Annotated in this window: 14 protein-coding genes and 2 riboswitches; of the genes, 7 read left to right on the forward strand and 7 right to left on the reverse strand. The window is 69.8% G+C overall.

The window, feature by feature from the left end; genetic code table 11:
• Positions 1-4: 4 nt before the first annotated feature.
• A riboswitch (glycine riboswitch) is annotated at positions 5-92 on the reverse strand.
• Between the two features lies 1 nt (position 93).
• Positions 94-191: riboswitch (glycine riboswitch) on the reverse strand.
• Positions 192-483: 292 nt separating this feature from the next.
• The 5 genes from AS029_RS11130 (at position 484) to solA (ending at position 8,476) form a co-directional block, all read left to right on the forward strand.
• A complete protein-coding gene (locus tag AS029_RS11130; protein WP_058232661.1) occupies positions 484-1,557 on the forward strand; it encodes a quaternary amine ABC transporter ATP-binding protein in 1,074 nt (357 codons plus the stop codon).
• A complete protein-coding gene (locus AS029_RS11135; protein ID WP_074615924.1) occupies positions 1,554-3,641 on the forward strand; it encodes an ABC transporter permease subunit in 2,088 nt (695 codons plus the stop codon). The genes AS029_RS11130 and AS029_RS11135 overlap by 4 nt, the downstream gene beginning before the upstream one ends.
• Before the next feature lie 53 nt (positions 3,642-3,694).
• Entirely contained in the window at positions 3,695-4,675 is a 981-nt protein-coding gene (locus AS029_RS11140) for an ABC transporter substrate-binding protein (protein WP_058232662.1), read from the forward strand.
• Between the two features lie 107 nt (positions 4,676-4,782).
• The gene (locus tag AS029_RS11145; protein ID WP_058232663.1) at positions 4,783-7,275 is read left to right on the forward strand and encodes a GcvT family protein; all 2,493 of its coding nucleotides are present in this window, start codon (positions 4,783-4,785) and stop codon (positions 7,273-7,275) included.
• A 34-nt stretch (positions 7,276-7,309) separates the two neighbouring features.
• Positions 7,310-8,476, forward strand: coding sequence for an N-methyl-L-tryptophan oxidase (gene solA / locus AS029_RS11150; RefSeq protein WP_058232664.1), 1,167 nt, complete (start codon positions 7,310-7,312; stop codon positions 8,474-8,476).
• Between the two features lie 77 nt (positions 8,477-8,553).
• Here the strand turns inward: solA and AS029_RS11155 are convergent, their stop codons facing one another.
• From AS029_RS11155 to AS029_RS11170, 4 genes are all read right to left on the reverse strand, one after another.
• Complete coding sequence (locus tag AS029_RS11155; RefSeq protein WP_058232665.1) at positions 8,554-9,195, reverse strand: GNAT family N-acetyltransferase; 642 nt, start codon at positions 9,193-9,195, stop codon at positions 8,554-8,556.
• 134 nt (positions 9,196-9,329) lie between these two features.
• Positions 9,330-10,409, reverse strand: coding sequence for an FAD-binding oxidoreductase (locus tag AS029_RS11160; RefSeq protein WP_058232666.1), 1,080 nt, complete (start codon positions 10,407-10,409; stop codon positions 9,330-9,332).
• Entirely contained in the window at positions 10,406-11,683 is a 1,278-nt protein-coding gene (locus tag AS029_RS11165) for an aromatic ring-hydroxylating oxygenase subunit alpha (RefSeq protein WP_058232667.1), read from the reverse strand. The genes AS029_RS11160 and AS029_RS11165 overlap by 4 nt, the downstream gene beginning before the upstream one ends.
• 223 nt (positions 11,684-11,906) lie before the next feature.
• The gene (locus AS029_RS11170; RefSeq protein WP_058232668.1) at positions 11,907-12,701 is read right to left on the reverse strand and encodes an IclR family transcriptional regulator; all 795 of its coding nucleotides are present in this window, start codon (positions 12,699-12,701) and stop codon (positions 11,907-11,909) included.
• A 197-nt stretch (positions 12,702-12,898) separates the two neighbouring features.
• Between AS029_RS11170 and AS029_RS11175 the strand changes: the two genes are divergently transcribed.
• Positions 12,899-13,855, forward strand: a complete 957-nt coding sequence (locus tag AS029_RS11175; RefSeq protein ID WP_058232669.1) for an NAD-dependent epimerase/dehydratase family protein — start codon at positions 12,899-12,901, stop codon at positions 13,853-13,855.
• A gap of 51 nt (positions 13,856-13,906) precedes the next feature.
• Here AS029_RS11175 and AS029_RS11180 read toward each other — a convergent pair whose 3' ends face one another.
• Positions 13,907-14,473, reverse strand: a complete 567-nt coding sequence (locus tag AS029_RS11180; RefSeq protein ID WP_058232670.1) for a ribonuclease H family protein — start codon at positions 14,471-14,473, stop codon at positions 13,907-13,909.
• Between the two features lie 164 nt (positions 14,474-14,637).
• Here AS029_RS11180 and AS029_RS11185 point away from each other — a divergent pair, with 164 nt between their 5' ends.
• The gene (locus AS029_RS11185) at positions 14,638-15,165 is read left to right on the forward strand and encodes a hypothetical protein (RefSeq protein ID WP_058232671.1); all 528 of its coding nucleotides are present in this window, start codon (positions 14,638-14,640) and stop codon (positions 15,163-15,165) included.
• A 10-nt stretch (positions 15,166-15,175) separates the two neighbouring features.
• Here AS029_RS11185 and gnd read toward each other — a convergent pair whose 3' ends face one another.
• A complete protein-coding gene (gene gnd / locus AS029_RS11190; protein WP_058232672.1) occupies positions 15,176-16,237 on the reverse strand; it encodes a phosphogluconate dehydrogenase (NAD(+)-dependent, decarboxylating) in 1,062 nt (353 codons plus the stop codon).
• A gap of 85 nt (positions 16,238-16,322) precedes the next feature.
• Positions 16,323-16,823, reverse strand: coding sequence for a bifunctional nuclease family protein (locus AS029_RS11195; protein ID WP_058232781.1), 501 nt, complete (start codon positions 16,821-16,823; stop codon positions 16,323-16,325).
• Between the last annotated feature and the right edge of the window lie 47 nt (positions 16,824-16,870).

The following is a 16,870-nucleotide window of genomic DNA, read 5'->3' on the forward strand; positions in this document are numbered from 1 at the left end:
GTCACCTCCCCGCTCTGTCATCGGGCCTGAGAGCTTCACCGCTGGTAGCGGTTTTCTCCGTCGGCGCAGGCAGACCTGCTTTCCAGAGTTCGCCTCACCCCCGCGGTTCCAGGCCTGAGAGATTGTGCGGGGAGGGCTTGCTCCTTCGGCGCCGCGTCCGGGTCGGACGCGGACTCTCCCGCGGGGATTCGAATGGCGTGTGTCGTCGTGACGGTTTCACGCTAATGCATCGCATGGCGCAACACGGGTCGCGATACGCAACACGAAACATGACCGTTCGCCGAGGCGGGCGTACGTATCGCGCGTGTAAACATCGCGTCACACCCCCTCGATTTCGACGGAATCCCCCGCACGCGGGCTCTACTGTTGCGCTCAACGCACAACTGTTTCTTTGAGCGCAACAGACATCCCGAGTCGCGTCGTGCTCCCACCCCGATCTCCGGATCGACCCGTGACTTCTCCTCGCGAAAGGGATCTCCATCGATGAGCACCATCACGGCACCACCGCTGTCACCCGCGACCACCGCGGCGGTCGCCGACTTCGCGGTCGACAACCTCTGGAAAGTCTTCGGCCCCGGTGCCGAGAATGTCGTCGACAACCCGGACTTCACGGAACTCACCACCGCCGAGATCCTCGAGCGCACCGGCAATGTCGTCGCCGTCCGCGACCTCAGCTTCCAGGTCGGCCGCGGAGAGGTGTTCGTCATCATGGGCCTGTCCGGCTCGGGCAAGTCCACCCTCGTGCGCTGCCTGACCCGGCTCATCGAACCCACCGCCGGCCGCATCGCGATGCGCGGCGACGACCTGCGAGGACTCGGGCCCGCGGCACTGCGCGAGTTCCGCCGCACCAAGGCCGCCATGGTCTTCCAGCACTTCGGCCTGCTCCCGTTCCGCACCGTCGTCGACAACATCGCCTACGGCCTCGAGATCCGCGGCGTCGGCAAGGCCGAGCGACGCGCACGAGCGCTGGAGATGGTGTCACTGGTCGGCCTGGAGGGATACGAGTGGCGTTATCCGTCACAGCTCTCCGGCGGCATGCAGCAGCGGGTCGGCCTCGCGCGCGCCCTCGCCGGCGACCCCGACGTGCTGCTGTTCGACGAGCCCTTCTCGGCCCTCGACCCGCTCATCCGTCGCAACATGCAGGCCGAGATCGTGCGACTGCACCACGAGATGGGCAAGACCATGGTCTTCGTCACCCACGACCTCTCCGAAGCCCTCAAACTCGGCGATCGCATCCTCATCATGCGCCACGGCGAGCTGCAGCAGATCGGGACGGGCGCGGAGCTCGTGGGCGCCCCGGCCAATGACTACGTCGCCGACTTCGTCTCCGACGTGCCCATCGCGAGCGTCCTGACGCTCCGCTGGATCGCTCGTGCGGGCGACACGGCCGCAGATGCCCCGCACCTTCCCGCCGAGACGGTGATCTCCGACGCCATCCCGGTCGTGCTCGCCTCCTCCGTGCCCGTCCGCGTCACGGATGCCACCGGCACCGTCATCGGTGTGGTCGATCGCGACGCCGTCCTGCGCGCGGTCGCCGGCGAACGGCACCCCGCATGAGCGCCTCCGCCGCCCCGACGACCGTCGAGATCACCAAGATCGAGGCATCCAACCTGCAGGAGGCTCCGCGACCGCGGCGGATCTCCGCGCGGACGGCGATCCTCGGCGGGGTGCTCGTGCTGTGGCTCGTCGTCTTCGCCCTCTGGAACGGTCGCGGAACCGACGCCCTCCCCACCGCCGCACTCAACGACGTGCACCACTTCTTCGACGCCGTGAAGGACTGGGTGGCCGCCAACCGTTCGTCCAACGTCGTCCTCGTGGCGCTCGACGGGGTACGCGTCGTGGTCAACGCCGTGGTGCAGGCGATGCTCGCCGTGTTCGCCGCGACTCCGTACGGACTCGGCTATCCCGAGATCGGCTGGCTCGGAAGCGTGCTGCTGTTAGGCTGGATCGCCTGGGTGAGCGCGAACGCCCGCGTCGCGGCCCTCACCGTCGGCTTCCTCCTCGTCATCGGCGTGCAGGGACTGTACCTGCCGGCGATGCAGACCCTCGCGATCACGCTGTCCGCGGTGTTCTTCGCGCTGCTGGTCGGCATCCCCCTGGGGATCTGGACGGGGCGCTCGCCCCGCGTGGAGAAGGTCGTCACGCCCGTGCTCGACTTCATGCAGACGATGCCGACCTTCGTCTACCTCGCCCCGCTGGCCCTCATCTTCCTCATCGGGCCCGCCGCCGCGGTCATCGCGACACTGATCTACGCCGCTCCCCCCGTCATCCGCCTCACCGCCCACGGGGTGCGCGACATCCCGGAATCGATCGACGAGAGTGTGGCGTCGCTCGGCGCGACACCGCGGCAGCGTCTGCGCACGGTGGTGCTCCCCCTGGCCCGCACCTCGATCGTGCTCGGGATCAACCAGACCACGATGGCCGCGCTGTCGATGGTGACCATCTCGGCACTCATCGCCGCTCCCGGGCTCGGCCAGGCGGTCGTGCAGGCGCTGCAGTCGCTCAACGTCGGACGCGCCTTCAATGCCGGTCTCGCCGTGGTGCTGCTCGCGATCGTGCTCGACCGTGTGACCACCGCGATCGGTCGCCGCGCCGATCCGGCCGTCGCCGCGGCACGCCGGGTCGCCGATCCGAGACCGCGTCGGATCGCCTTCGCCGTCGGTGCCGCGATCGTCGTCACGGGCATCTTCCTCTCACGGTCGCAGGTCTGGGCGGCGGTGTTCCCCGCCCAGGTCGAGATCGGCGACGTCATCGAAACGTCGGTCAATGCGGCATCCGGTCAGGTCAACAGCGTGCTCGGCGGCGTCACCTCCGCGGTGCAGGCGATCGTGACGAGCACGCTCATCAACCCGCTGCAGGCGCTGCTCGAGCAATCGCCCATCGCGGTGATCATGGCGGTGTTCACCGTGATCGCCTTCGTGGCGGGTCGCTGGATGCTGGCGGCAGGCACCCTCGCCGGCATGGTGGCGGTCTGGACGCTGGGCGTTTGGGGACCCTCGATGGTCACGCTCGCCTCGACGCTGGTGGCGACCACCTTCACCGTCGCCATCGCGCTCGTCGTCGGCGTGTGGATGGGCCGCGCTCCCCGCGTGGACGCCGCCATCCGCCCGATCCTGGATGCCGCGCAGACCATGCCCGCGTTCGTCTACCTCGTGCCCTTCCTCGGCCTGTTCGGCACCAATCGCTTCACCGCGATCGTCGCGGCCATCGTCTTCGCCGCCCCCGTGGCGATCAAGATCATCGCCGACGCCATCCGACAGCTCCCCGAGACCCTGGTCGAGGTCGCCCTGTCGACCGGATCGAGCCCCTGGCAGGACGTCACCAAGGTGCAGCTGCCCATGATCCGCCAGGCCATCACACTGGCCGTGAACCAGGCGCTCATCTACGTGCTGTCGATGGTCGTCATCGGCGGTCTCGTCGGCGGAGGCGGACTCGGCTACCTCGTGGTCGCCGGCTTCGTGCAGATCGAGCTCTTCGGGAAAGGCCTCGCCGCCGGTCTCGCGATCGTCATCTGGGGCATGCTGCTCGACCGCACCACCCAGGCCTTCGCCCACCGCGCTCCCCGCGCCCCCGCAGCTCCCGCGGCGCCGACCCGACGCCTCCGGAGATCCACCACCCGACGCACCACTGCCCACGCATGAACCGGGCTCCGGCCCGGCCGACCGAGACGCCGCGTCTCACCAAGGGAGTATCCATGCACCACGCACCGAAACGTCCTGTCCGCACCCTCGCCGCGCTCGTCGTCATCTCCGCCGGAGCCCTGACGCTGGCCGGCTGCGGATCATCGCTCAACGACACCGCCGGCGGATCCGACTCCGCCGCGTGCGGCACCACCAACCTCGCCATGAACAACTGGGTCGGTTACACCGCGGATGCCGCCGTGTACACCTACCTCGCCGAGAACGAGCTGGGCTGCACCGTCACCCAGAAGACCGTGTCGTCGGAGGTCGCCTGGCAGGGCTTCGGCTCCGGCGAGATCGACGTCGTCCTCGAGAACTGGGGGCACGAGGCTCTCAAGGAGAAGTACATCGAGGGCGACAAGACCGCCGTCGAGGTGGGCCCCACCGGCAACGACGGGATCATCGGCTGGTACATCCCCGAGTGGATGACGACGGAGTACCCCGACCTGAAGACCTGGGAGGACCTCAACAAGTACGCCGACCTGTTCGCGACGAGCGAGTCCGGCGGCAAGGGCCAGCTGCTCGACGGCGACCCGAGCTACGTCACCAATGACGAGGCGCTCGTGACGAACCTCGGCCTGAACTATCAGGTCGTCTACGCAGGCTCGGAGGCCGCACTCATCGAGGCGTTCCGCTCCGCCGAGGCCAACCGCACGCCGCTGCTGGCCTACTTCTACGAGCCGCACTGGTTCTTCACCGAGCAGAAGCTCGGGCACATCACGCTGCCGGAGTACACCGAGGGCTGCGACGCCGTCCCCGAGCAGGTCGCGTGCGACTACCCGCCCTACGTCCTCGACAAGATCGCCTCGTCGACCTGGGTCGAGAAGGACACTCCGGCCGTGAAGCTGCTGCAGAACTTCACGTGGACCAACGACGACCAGAACACCGTCGCGGCCTACATCGCGAAAGACAACATGTCGCCCGAGGACGCGGCGAAGAAGTGGGTCGACGACAACCCCGACAAGGTCTCGGCGATGCTCGAGGGTCTCAAGTAAGAACCCTGCCCCACCGGAGGGGGCGGCGCACCCGCCCCCTCCACCCCCGCTCCACCCCGCGCCCACGGCTTCGTGGTGCCCACGCTTTTCGAACCCGAGGAAATCCCATGGTCTCGTCCTCCCTCCGCTCCCCCCGCGTCGTCATCATCGGCCTCGGTGTCGTCGGCGCCGCCCTCGCCGACGAGTTGACTCAGCGCGGCTACACCGACGTGACCGTGTTCGATCAGGGTCCGCTCTACATCACCGGCGGTTCGTCGTCGCACGCCCCCGGTTTCGTCTTCCAGACCAACGGCGACCGCACGATGACGCAGCTCGCGCAGCGCACGCTCGACAAGCTCGACGGCGTCTCACTGAACGGCCAGTGGCTGCTCAAGCGCGTCGGCGGGCTCGAGATCGCCACCACCGACGAGCGTCTGCACGACCTCAAGCGCCGCCGCGGCCTCGCGGCATCCTGGGGCGTGCCGGGCGAGCTCATCGACCCCGACGAGTGCGCGCGACTGTGGCCCGGCCTCGACGTCTCGGGCGTGCTCGGCGGGTACCGCACCCCCACCGACGGCATCGTCAAGAGCGCGTTCGCCGTGCAGTGGCAGGCCGAGCGCGCACAGGACCGCGGCGCCCGCATCGTCGGCAACACCCGGGTCGTGGGCATCGAGCGCTCCGGCGGCCGCGTGACGGGCGTGAAGGTCGTTCCGGTGCCCGCGGGCTCCGTCGAGCCGGAGTTCGTCGCCGCCGACATCGTCGTCTCGTGCGCGGGCCTCTGGGGCCCCGGCGTCTCGCGCGACCTGCTCGGGTTCGAACTCCCGATGCAGCCGATGGAGCACGGCTTCGGCTACAGCGCGCCCGTGCCCTCGCTTGCGGGCGTGAACGTGCTCACCGACGAGGCGAAGCGGCCCATGCTCCGTCACCAGGACTTCTCGCTCTACCTGCGCGAGTACGTCGACCGCATCGGCATCGGCGCGTACAACCACCGCCCCATCCCCCTCGAGCAGTCCGAGATCGCGGATGCCGACACCTTCGCCGCCACGGGCGTGCACCCGGCCATCCACCCGCTGACGTGGGAGGACTTCGCCCCGTCATGGGAGGAGGCGCAGCGGCTCCTGCCCGAGCTGCGCGGCGTGGAGTTCGAGTCGGGATACAACGGCATCTTCTCGTTCACCCCCGACGGCGGACCGATGCTCGGCCCCGTGCCGGGAGCCGACGGGCTGTGGCTCGCGCAGGCCGTCTGGGTGACGCAGTCCGCCGGCGTCGCCCAGGTGATGGCCGATTGGATCGTCTCGGGCGACCCGGGCGTCGACACCCACGGCCTCGACTTCAACCGCTTCGACCCGGCGGTGGTCAGCCGCCGCTTCACCCGCGAGCGCTCGTCGGAGTCGTACGACGAGGTCTACGACATCCGCCACCCCCACACGGCGACGCGGTGCTCGCGCGGCCTTCGCCGCACGCCGTTCCACCAGCGCTACGAAGAGCTCGGCGCCGTCTTCGGCGAGGGCGGCGGCTGGGAGCGGCCGCTGTGGTTCGAGGCGAACGCGGGCCTGCTCGACGAGCTCGACATCGTGCCAGTCCGCGACGATTGGGCCGCGCAGAACTGGTCGCCCATCGCCGCGGCAGAGGCTCACATCACCCGCACCTCCGTCGCGCTCTACGACCTGACCGCCCTCCCCCGCGTCGAGGTCTTCGGCCCCGGCACCACCGCCCTGCTGCAGCGTCTGCTCACCACCAACGTCGATGTCGCCATCGGCCGGGTCGTCTACGGCATGATGCTCGACGAGCAGGGCGGCATCCTGTCGGATGTCACCGTCACCCGCCTCGACACCGAGCGCTACATGATCGGCACCAACGGCAACCTCGATCTCGTGCACCTCACCCGTCAGGCACCCGAAGGTGTCTGGGTGCGCGCACTCTCCGCCGGTCAGGGGGGTCTCGGCCTCTGGGGTCCGAACGCCCGCGCGGTGCTGGAGTCGCTCACCCACGACGACGTCTCGAACGAGGGTTTCGGGTTCTTCCGGGCGAAGCAGATCGACATCGCGGGCGTCAGCGTGCTGGCCCTGCGCGTCAGCTACGTCGGCGAGCTCGGCTGGGAGCTGTACGTCAGCGCCGACAACGCGGTGTTCCTCTGGGACGCCCTGTGGGAGGCGGGCCGCGCGCACGGCATCATCGCCGCCGGCCGCCGGGCGTTCAACGCCCTGCGCCTCGAGAAGGGCTACCGTGCCTTCGGCCACGACATGACGCGCGAGCACTCCCCCGCCGAGGCGGGCCTGAGCTTCGCCGTCCGCATGGCCAAGGACGACTTCCTCGGCAGGGCGGCCCTCGCGGAGCGCCCCGTCACGACGCGTCTCGTCCCGCTCACCCTCGACGACCCGACCCGGGTGGTCCTGGGTTCGGAGCCCGTGTTCGTTCCCGGGACGACGGATGCCGTGGGCTACGTCACCAGCGCCGACCAGGGCTACACGCTCGGCGTCTCGATCGCGTACGCGTGGCTGCCGCCCGAGCTCGCCAAGCCCGGCACGACGCTGGAGGTCGAGTACTTCGCCGAGCGCCTGCCGGCGACCGTGCGCACCGAACCCCTCTTCGACCCCGAGATGGCCGCGATCCGCCGCTGAGCGGCCCCGCCCACGACCCAAGGAGAATCAGTTCATGGAGCACTACGACGTCATCGTCCTCGGCCTGGGGTCGATGGGCGGGGCCGCCGCCAACACCCTCGCCGAGCGGGGAGCGAAGGTCCTCGGCCTCGAGACGTTCGAGCCCGGCCACGACCAGGGCGCCGCCCACGGCGGCACGCGCATCATCCGTCAGTCGTACTTCGAGAGCCCCGAGTACGTGCCGCTGCTGCAGCGCGCGTACGAGGGGTGGCGCAAGCTCGAGGCCGAGTCGGGCCGCGAGATCATGGAGCTGTGCGGCGGCATCTACATCGGCGACCCGGATGACATCACCTTCCGCGGCAGCAAAGAGGCGTCCGAGCTGCACGACCTGCCCCACGAGATCCTGGATGCCGACGAGATCCGCCGACGCTTCCCGACGATGAATCCGGCCGACGACGCCGTGGCCGTCTACGAGGCGAACGCCGGGTACGTGCGCCCCGAGGAGACGACCATGGCCAACGCGGAGGTCGCCGCGAAGAAGGGAGCGACCCTCCGCTTCCACGAGCCGGTGACGCACTGGCAGGCGACGCCGAACGGCGGCGTCGAGGTCGTGACGACGCAGGGCGCGTACGGCGCCGACCGGCTCGTCATCACCCCGGGACCCTGGGCCCCGCAGGTGCTGCCCGAGCTGCGCCTCCCCCTGTCGATCGACCGCATGATCTTCTACTGGTTCTCGCCCGAGTTCAGCGACGCGGTGCCCTACGAGCGCTACAGCGACGCGCAGCATCCCGTCTACATCGAGGAGACCCACGGCAATCAGCAGATCTACGGCTTCCCGATGACCGACGGCCCCGCCGGTGGCCTGAAGCTCGGTTTCTTCCGCAAGGGCTCGCCGACCACGGCGAACACCATCGACCGGAACGTCTACGACCACGAGATCGCCGAGATGCGCGAGCGCGCGCTGCAGCTGTTCCCGTACCTCACCGGCCCGGTCGTGCAGGCCAAAACGTGCCTGTACTCGGTGACCCCCGACGAGCACTTCGTCATCGGCGCTCACCCTCTGCACGAGCAGATCCAGATCGCGTGCGGCTTCAGTGGCCACGGCTTCAAGTTCGTGCCGGTCGTGGGCCAGATCCTCGCCGATCTCGCCCTCGACGGGCGATCGGCCATGCTCCCCCCGACGCTCTTCGACCCGACCCGGGCGGTGCTGCAGGGGGCGTAACCGCGCGCCGATGCGGCGTCCCGGGGCGCGGCGTGCATTCGCCCCGGGACGCCGCTCGCCGCGTCCCCGGGCAGCGTCTACGTCGTGGCGCGAGCCGCTCGCCGGGGCAGCGTCCGCGGGGCGCCGCCAGCCGGGGGCGCGGCATAAACGTGATTCACTCGCATGAACGCGCGGAGCACGTGTTTCTGAGCGCGGATCGCGTTTCTTCGTGTGCCGCCGCGGCCCGTCGCTCGACGCGACGGCGACACAGCGCGCACCCAACGCGTCTCGCCGAGCCCGGTGTCGACGTCGACCTGCGCCTCGGCCGTCGCGACGAATTCGTGCTTCGTGTAGAAGCGCTGCGCCCGGACGTTCACGTCGAACACCCACAGATGGGCGGGCGAGGTACCGATCGCCCGCTCGAGGAGCGGCGACGCCACCCCACGCCCATGCCAGGCCGCATCAACGTAGAGGGATGCGAGTTCGGTCGACGGCAGGTCGGGGCGATCCGAGCGGGTCGGCTGCGTGCTCGCGACACCGATCAGCTCTCCGTCCACTTCGGCCAGCCACACCGCACGCCCGCCGGATGCGATCCTGTCGAACCAGCGCGCGGCGCGGACGTGCCACTTCGTGGCATCCAGATACTCGTCGGGGACCAGGCCGCGGTATGTCTGCTCCCACGCCCGCGTCTGGAAGCGCCCGATCGCGTCGGCGTCGGCGGTCTGCGCGCGTCGGAACATCCCTCAACTGTCGCACCGGTCCAGACGACCGGTCGCGACGCCACGCGACCCGGACGACCGATCGCGCCCACGTGCGACACGGACGACCGATCGCCTAGGCGCGCGGCCTGGACGACCGGTCGCCGGGGCGCGGCTCAGACGTCGACCTCCACCGGCCCCTTCGGTCGCGAGCAGCACGCGAGGATCTTGCCGGCGTCGATCTCGCGCTGGCGGATGCCGCCGTTGTGCGCGATGTCGACCTCGCCCGCGATCTTGACGATCTTGCACGTGCCGCACAGGCCGTTCTGGCACGAGGTCATGATGCGGATGCCGACCTGCTTGGCCGCCTGCAGCACGGTCTCGCCCTCGGCGATGACGACGCTCTTGCCGCTGCGAGCGAAATGCACCGTGTGACCGGGTGCCCCGGCGGTGTCGTTCACCTCGGGCGGGGCGATCTCGGCCAGGACGAACGATTCGACGTGGATACGCTCCGCGGGCACGCCGAGCTCGCCCAGCAGGGCGACCGTATGCTGCATGTAGGCATCGGGGCCGCACACGAACACCTCGCGGGTCGTGAGGTCGGGCACGTGCTGCGTCAGCATGTCGGCATCCAGTCGTCCGACCGGGCCGGCCCACGTGCCGGCGGGGTCGACCGAGACGGCCTGGACCACGCGGATCGTGTCATTGCCCTCCGCCAACGCCGCAAGCTCTCGCTCGAAGACGACGGAGGACGGATCGTGCGAGTTGTGCAACAGCACCGCGTCGGTGGCATCGCCCAGGTCGTGCAGCGCCTCGAGCACGGCGATCATGGGCGTGATGCCCACGCCCGCGGCCAGCAGCAAGACGCGCTCGGAGGGATGGAAGGCGGTGGAGAACTCCCCCGCCGGACCGCTCAGCTCGAGACGGTCGCCGACGCGCAGGGTGTCGTGCAGCCACCGCGAGAAGACGCCGTCCGCCTCGCGCTTGACGGTCAGCTGCACCGAGTACGGGCGGGTCGGCGGAGAGCTGACGGTGTAGCAGCGGCTGACCCGCTCGCCGTCGATGTCAGCGCTCACGGTGACGTACTGGCCCGCCGCGCGGGGCAGCGCGCGCCGGTCGTCCGAGACGAACTCGAACGTCGACACGTGCGGCGTCCGCGCGACGATGCGCGCGCAGCGCAGCATCCGGGGCGAGGGGTCGTCGTCCCAGCGGTCGTGATCGTGCAGCAGAGCCCCGGGGGCGAAGGCCGTGCTCACTCTGCGGCCTCGGCGTCCAGGTGCGTGTTGAGCTTGTCGATGTACCAGTTGCAGAACGCGTCGACCTGGTACTCGCTCGGCACGTACGGTCCGGGGATGTAGGCGGGATCGGTCACGCCGATCTGAGCGAGCTCGACGAAGGCGGCATCCTGGGCGTTGGTCTCGCGCCAGACGTAGGTCAGGTCGTCGACGTTGTAGTCGACGCCCTCCACGGCGTCTTCGTGCACGAGCCACGTGGTGCGCACGAGCGTGCGGCCGGGGGCGATGGGCAGCACCGCGAAGGTGATGGCGTGGTCGGCCATGAAGTGGCACCAGAAATTCGGCTGCGTGTGCATCGACAGTCGGCCGAGCTTGGCGTCGTCGAAGTCGCCGAGAAGCTTGTTCACGAGCTTCGCCCCGGTCATGCTGTACGACTCGCCCTCGCCGTCGAGCGCTTCGCGCTGCACGCGGAAGCCCATCGTTCGTGTGTCGAGCTCTTCGATCCCCTTGAAGGCGAGGTTCCGCTCGACGCACTTGCGCTCGAGCTCGGCCTCGGCCGACAGGTAGCGCTCGTGCGTCTCCTGCAGGTGCGGCGGGATCGCGTCCTCGGGGTAACCCCACGTGATGAAGTACGTGCAGCCGAGCTCAGGGTGCATGTCGCAGTGGTAGCACTCCCGGTTGTTCTCCATCGTGAGCTTCCAGTTGCCGAGCTCGATGAGGTCGATCTGCTTGGCGACCTTGGCACGCTTCAGCTGGTGCTGTTCAAAGTACGGCTCGACGATGGATGCCACCTCGTCGATGTCGTCGTTCGGCTCGTCGGAGAGATTGACGTAGATGAGGCCCGCGATCGAGCGGAACGCCACCTTGCGCAGGTTGTGGCAGCTCGTGTCGAAGTCGTCGGCCGCGGATGCCGCCCAGATGAGGGTGCCGTCGGGCTTGTACGTCCACTGGTGGTAGCCGCAGACGAGGTTGCCCACCGAACCGGATCCGGGGGTGAGGATGCGCGCCCCACGGTGGCGGCAGACGTTGTGCAGCACCTGGACGTTCTCGTCGTCATCGCGGATGACGAGCAACGAGGTCTTGCCGAACTCGACGGTGACGTAATCGCCGGGCTCGCGGATCTCCGCCTCGGAGGCCACGAAGATCCAGTGCCGGCCGAAGATGGCGTCGAGGTCGAGGTCGAAGATCTCGTCGCTGGTGTAGAACGGCGCGGGCAGGCTGTGGCCGGGCGTGCGCTCGGCGATCAGGCGGCGGGTGGTGAGGTTGTCCTGGTGTCGGACGACGGTAGCGGGCATCTCGTGATCCTTCGACGAAGGGCGCGTCCGATCCCCCGGGACCGTGACACTTCGGGTGAGGTTCGTCGCGCGTATGACGCGACATGTTGCGCATTACGCGCGACAGGATGATCATCGAGCTCGCCCTGACGCAGTGTCAACGTCACACGCACCTCCGCCGCGATTCTTCTCTCGACGGAAACACCCGCGTCACATCCGCTTCGTCGCGGCGCGGGAGAAGGGGTCAGGCGACGGCGCCCAGACGAGCGCCCAGCTGCCGGGAGTGACGCAGCAGAACACGTACGAGATCGGGGAACACCGACTCGGGCATGCGGAAGCTCGGTGCCGTGATGCTGAGCGCCGCCACGACGCCGCCGTCCTGGCCGAACACCGGCACGGCGAGCGCGTTGGTGTCGTACTCCCACTCCTCCATCGCCGCAGCCCACCCTCGGTCGCGCACGAGCGTCAGGTGATCCTCGAGGGCGGCGGGGGCGGTGAGGGTGTTCTCGGTGCACTTCTCCAGCGGTTGCGACAGCGCCTGCCGCAGCGTCGCGGCGGGTGCGTAGGCCAGGAGCACCTTGCCGGTCGAGGTCGCGTGCAGGGGGGTGCGTTGGCCGACGTACTGCCGGGTGACCGACACCAGCCGGGTGCCGGTGGCCTGCGTCACGTTCACCGCCGCCCCCGCGTCGAAGATCGCGACGTTGCTGGTCTCGTTCAACTCGGCGGTGAGTTCGTCGCACACCTGCTGCGCGTCTTTCACGATGTCCATGCGCGCCGTGATGCGCCCGGCCAAGCGGAGCACGCCGAAACCGAGCTGGTACTCGCCGCGCCGCTCCTCCTGCTCGACGAGATTGCGTGCCTCCAGGGTCGCCAGCAGTCGGAACGCCGTCGAACGGTGCACCCCGAGGCGTCGTGAGATCTCACTCACGCCGAGCGTCGAGGCGTCCGACAGCATCTCGAGGATCTGAATGGCGCGGTCCACCGACTGCACGGCTCCACCCACGCCCGAGACGTCGTCGACCCGGTCCATGTCGGTCATGGCTACTCCTCTTTCGTAGAGTGCCCAGCCTATCCCGGTTGTTGCGCCAGGCGCACAGCTGTGCGCGATGTGTCCCGCTTCGGTGGAGATGAAATCCGCTGCGCCGGTCCCGCCCGCGGCGGACGCGAACGGGCGAGGCACGTCCGCCGTCCGCGAACCGCCTCGTCGCCGTCGCGGACCGGTGGTTGGCTGACACCATGGAACGCATCCTCATCCTCGGCGGCACCGCCTGGTTGGGTCGCGCCATCGCGACGGCGGCCGTGACCGCGGGTGCCGACGTGACCTGTCTCGCCCGCGGCGAATCCGGGTCGGTCCCCGCCGGCGCGCGACTGGTGCGGGCGGACCGCCGCGAGCCCGACGCCTACGACGCCCTCGACGGCGACTGGGACGACGTCGTGGAGCTGTCGTGGGACCCCGCGTTCGTGGCATCCGGTCTCGACGCCCTCGCCGACCGCGCGGCGCACTGGACACTCGTCTCGAGCGTCTCGGTGTACGCGCACTCCGACGCGCCGTTCGCCGACGAGGATGCCGAGCTCGTCGAGCCCGCCGACCTCGAGCGGTATCCGGATGCCAAGGTGCACGCCGAACGGCTCACCACAGCGCGCGCGGGAGACCGCGCCCTCCTCGCCCGTGCCGGTCTCATCGTGGGCCCGGGTGATCCGACCGACCGCTTCGGATATTGGCCGGCGCGCTTCGCTCGCGGTGGTCGTGTCGTCATCCCCGAACCGGCCGACCGATACGTTCAGGGCATCGACGTCGACGACCTCGCCGCGTGGATCGCGGGCGCCGGCCACGCGGGGATCACCGGCACGGTGAACGCGGTGGGCGAGGAGTACCCGCTGGCGGCGGTCTTGGCGGCGGCACGGGATGCGTCGGGTGAGAACAGCGAGACGGTCGCCCTCGACGACGCCGCGCTCGAGTCCCGGGGCGTGCAGTACTGGATGGGTCCGCGCTCGCTCCCCCTGTGGCTGCCCGTCGAAGCCCGGGGTTTCTCGCGCCGGAGCGACGCGGCGTTCGTGGCATCCGGTGGTCGGCGACGATCACTCGCCGAGACGATGCGCCGCACCCTCGACGACGAACGCGCAAGGGGCCTCGACCGCCCCCGCGGCGCGGGGCTGACTCTCGCCGAAGAGGCCGAGGTGCTCCGCGGGTAGCGGGGCGGGCCGCCCGCTCGCGCTCGGCAACGGACGGCCGCGGGGCGCTGGTCAGCGCCCGTTACGGTCGGCCGCCGAACGCGGCGGGGCCGACGACACCTCGAGCTTGTCGAGGCCGCGCAGCGACGTCCAGATCAACTCCTCGCCCTTCGCGGCATGCTGCGACGCCCGCACGGCTCGTTCGTCGGCCCACGAGTTCAGCACATGGCCCGAGTGCCCGCGCACGTGCTCGAGCACCACGTCGGGCAGTCCCGCCTCCCGCCGGGCGTCGCGTGCCGCGATGAGCGCCTCGAGGATGCCCCGATTGGCGACGGGCTTCTTCGCGCTCGTCACCCACCCGCGGCGACGGTGGCCGTCCATCCACGACGAGTACGTGTCGATGGCGTACTTCGAGTCAGCCTGCACGACGAGGTCGCGCACGTCGGCGTGATCCGTGATCGCGTACAGCAGGCCGAGCAGCTCGCCGATGTTGTTCGTCCCCGACGGGATCGAACCCGCCGCCCAGTGGCCGTCCTCCCCGACCCAGGCCCATCCGGCCGGCCCGGGGTTGCCCTTGCAGGCACCGTCGGTGGCGACGACGTAGCGGTCGGATGGATCGGACGCCGGGGAACTGCTCATCCCTCTAGTCTCTCGCGTCCGACGGACGTTCCCCGCCTGGTGACTACGCGGGTGAAGCTCTCCGCGATCGCGCGCTCAGCGCCGTCGCCCCCACCGGCGCGCCTGCCGGCCCGTGCGACCCTGGCGCCCACGCCCTGCGCTCGCCACCGGGAAGGTCCGCCGTCATGTCCGAGAAGTCGCCCACCCGATCCCGCCTCCACCCCGCCGCCGTCACCGCGCTCGCCCTCGCGGGCGTCTGCATCGCCGGGGCCGCGGGCTGGCTCGTCTGGTTGCTCGCGCAGCCGGTCGATCCGAACGCCGAGGCGTCGCAGCGACTCGTGCAGTGGCAGGAGGTGTTCGAGCGCTATCGGGCGGCGAATGGATCCCTGCCCGACATGCCGTTCGGCGGGTACTGCCTGGGCGACGGATTCCCCGTCGGCACCGGCGGCACGACGAACTGCCGCGACTACGAGAGCACGACGTACTACACCGAAGAGGCCAGCGCGCCGCTGATGGACGCCCTCGCGTCGGTCGCCGAACTGCCCCGCGGCGCGACGACCCCGGTGCGCGGCACGGTCGGGCCGTACGCGCTCTACGACGAGACGGGTGTGCGCCTGCTCACCGCCGAGAACGGCACGTGCGAGGCCCCCGCCGTCGAGGTGTGGCGCGACGGCGGAGGCCTGTTCGTGTGTCAGATCCTGCTGGAGCGCTGAGCCGGCCAGATCAGCCGCGGCCGCTCTCGGCCTTCTTCTGACCCGCCTCGAGCACGTCGCCGGCCGGCAGCTCCTGGTGCCCGCCGAACTGCAGGCGCATTGCCGAGAGCACCTGGTTGGCGAAGTGGTCCTCACCGCGCGAGGCGAAGCGCTCGAACAGCGACGCCGCCAGCACCGGAACGGGCACGCCCGTGTCGACCGCGGCCTTGACCGTCCACCGTCCCTCGCCGGAGTCGGACACGCGGCCGGCCAGGCCGTCGAGAGTGGGGTTCTGCGCGAGGGCCGCGGCGGTCAGATCGAGCAGCCACGACGAGATGACCGAGCCTCGTCGCCAGAGCTCGGTGACGCGCGCCGTGTCGATGTCGAACTGGTAGAACTCCGGCTCCTCGAGCGGGGCCACCTCGGCCGAGTGCTCACCCTGGTGCAGGCCCGCATCGGCGTTGTTCAACACGTTCAGACCCTCGGCGAGCGCGGCCATGATGCCGTACTCGATGCCGTTGTGCACCATCTTCACGAAGTGCCCGGCACCCGAGGGGCCGCAGTGCAGATAGCCGCGCTCCTCGGTGGTGTAGTCGCCGGTGCGACCGGGCGTGCGCTCGACCTCGCCGGGCCCGGGCGCGATCGTGCGCAGAACCGGCTCGAGGTGCGCGACAGCCTCCTCGTGACCTCCGACCATGAGGCAATATCCGCGCTCGAGGCCGAACACGCCGCCGCTGGTTCCCACGTCGACGTAGTGGATGCCGCTGTCGTCGAGCTTCTTCGCCCGGCGCACGTCGTCGCGGTAGTTCGAGTTGCCGCCGTCGATGATGATGTCACCGGGCTCGAGCACCTCGGCCACCTGGTCGACGACCTTCCCCGTGAGTCCCGCGGGGATCATCAGCCACACGGCACGCGGCTTCTGCAGCTTCGAGGCGAGGTCGGCGATGCTGGTCGCCCCGGTCGCACCCTCTGCGACCAGTGAGGCCACGGCATCCTGGTTCACGTCGAACACGACGCAGTCGTGACCGTCTCTCATGAGCCTGCGGACGATGTTGGCGCCCATTCGTCCGAGTCCGACCATGGCGAGTTGCATTGGTTCCCCGTTCGTCGTGGATCACGGACCGCGCGACGCGGTCCCCTCGCGAGTCTAGGAGCGCACGGCGCCCCCGGCTTCGGTGCTAGCCCTGGAAATCGTCGGGATCGACGTCGTCGAGGAAGCGGCGGAACTCCTCCACCCGCTCCTCTTCGGCCGACGGGTCGAGTTCGACCGCCTCGTCGGGCACGCCCGCGTCGTCGAAGACCGCGTCGGCCACCCAGATCGGTGCGTCGACGCGGGAACCGAGAGCGATGGCATCCGATGGGCGGGCGTCGAAGGTGCGTTGCCCGCCAGGGGTGTTGAGCACGACCCGGGCGTGGAAGGTGCCCTCGTCGAGGTGCGTGACCTCGACGCGATCGACCGACGCCGACAGCTCGCCCAGCATCGCCGTCATCAGGTCGTGGGCGAGCGGGCGCGGCGGGGGCGTGCCCTCGATCGCGACGAAGATCGACATCGCCTCCTGCGCGCCGATCCACACGGGAAGCACCCGGTCGCCGCCCGCGTCGGTGTCGACCGGCTTCAGCAGGATCACGTGCTGCTGCGCAGGGTCGAGCGCCACTCCGACCACACGCACCCGGATCATGTGCCCCATCGTACGTGCCTCCCCGCTCGCGGCGGAGGTCGCGCGAC

The sequence above is a fragment of the Microbacterium enclense genome (assembly GCF_001456955.1).
Classification (GTDB): Bacteria; Actinomycetota; Actinomycetes; order Actinomycetales; family Microbacteriaceae; genus Microbacterium; species Microbacterium enclense.

Coding starts and splice junctions, on each gene's coding strand:
- AS029_RS11130 (WP_058232661.1), top strand. CDS start 484: ATGAGCACCATCACGGCACCACCGCTGTCACCCGCGACCACCGCGGCG.
- AS029_RS11135 (WP_074615924.1), top strand. CDS start 1,554: ATGAGCGCCTCCGCCGCCCCGACGACCGTCGAGATCACCAAGATCGAG.
- AS029_RS11140 (WP_058232662.1), top strand. CDS start 3,695: ATGCACCACGCACCGAAACGTCCTGTCCGCACCCTCGCCGCGCTCGTC.
- AS029_RS11145 (WP_058232663.1), top strand. CDS start 4,783: ATGGTCTCGTCCTCCCTCCGCTCCCCCCGCGTCGTCATCATCGGCCTC.
- solA (WP_058232664.1), top strand. CDS start 7,310: ATGGAGCACTACGACGTCATCGTCCTCGGCCTGGGGTCGATGGGCGGG.
- AS029_RS11155 (WP_058232665.1), bottom strand. CDS start 9,195: ATGTTCCGACGCGCGCAGACCGCCGACGCCGACGCGATCGGGCGCTTC.
- AS029_RS11165 (WP_058232667.1), bottom strand. CDS start 11,683: ATGCCCGCTACCGTCGTCCGACACCAGGACAACCTCACCACCCGCCGC.
- AS029_RS11170 (WP_058232668.1), bottom strand. CDS start 12,701: ATGACCGACATGGACCGGGTCGACGACGTCTCGGGCGTGGGTGGAGCC.
- AS029_RS11175 (WP_058232669.1), top strand. CDS start 12,899: ATGGAACGCATCCTCATCCTCGGCGGCACCGCCTGGTTGGGTCGCGCC.
- AS029_RS11180 (WP_058232670.1), bottom strand. CDS start 14,473: ATGAGCAGTTCCCCGGCGTCCGATCCATCCGACCGCTACGTCGTCGCC.
- AS029_RS11185 (WP_058232671.1), top strand. CDS start 14,638: ATGTCCGAGAAGTCGCCCACCCGATCCCGCCTCCACCCCGCCGCCGTC.
- gnd (WP_058232672.1), bottom strand. CDS start 16,237: ATGCAACTCGCCATGGTCGGACTCGGACGAATGGGCGCCAACATCGTC.
- AS029_RS11195 (WP_058232781.1), bottom strand. CDS start 16,823: ATGATCCGGGTGCGTGTGGTCGGAGTGGCGCTCGACCCTGCGCAGCAG.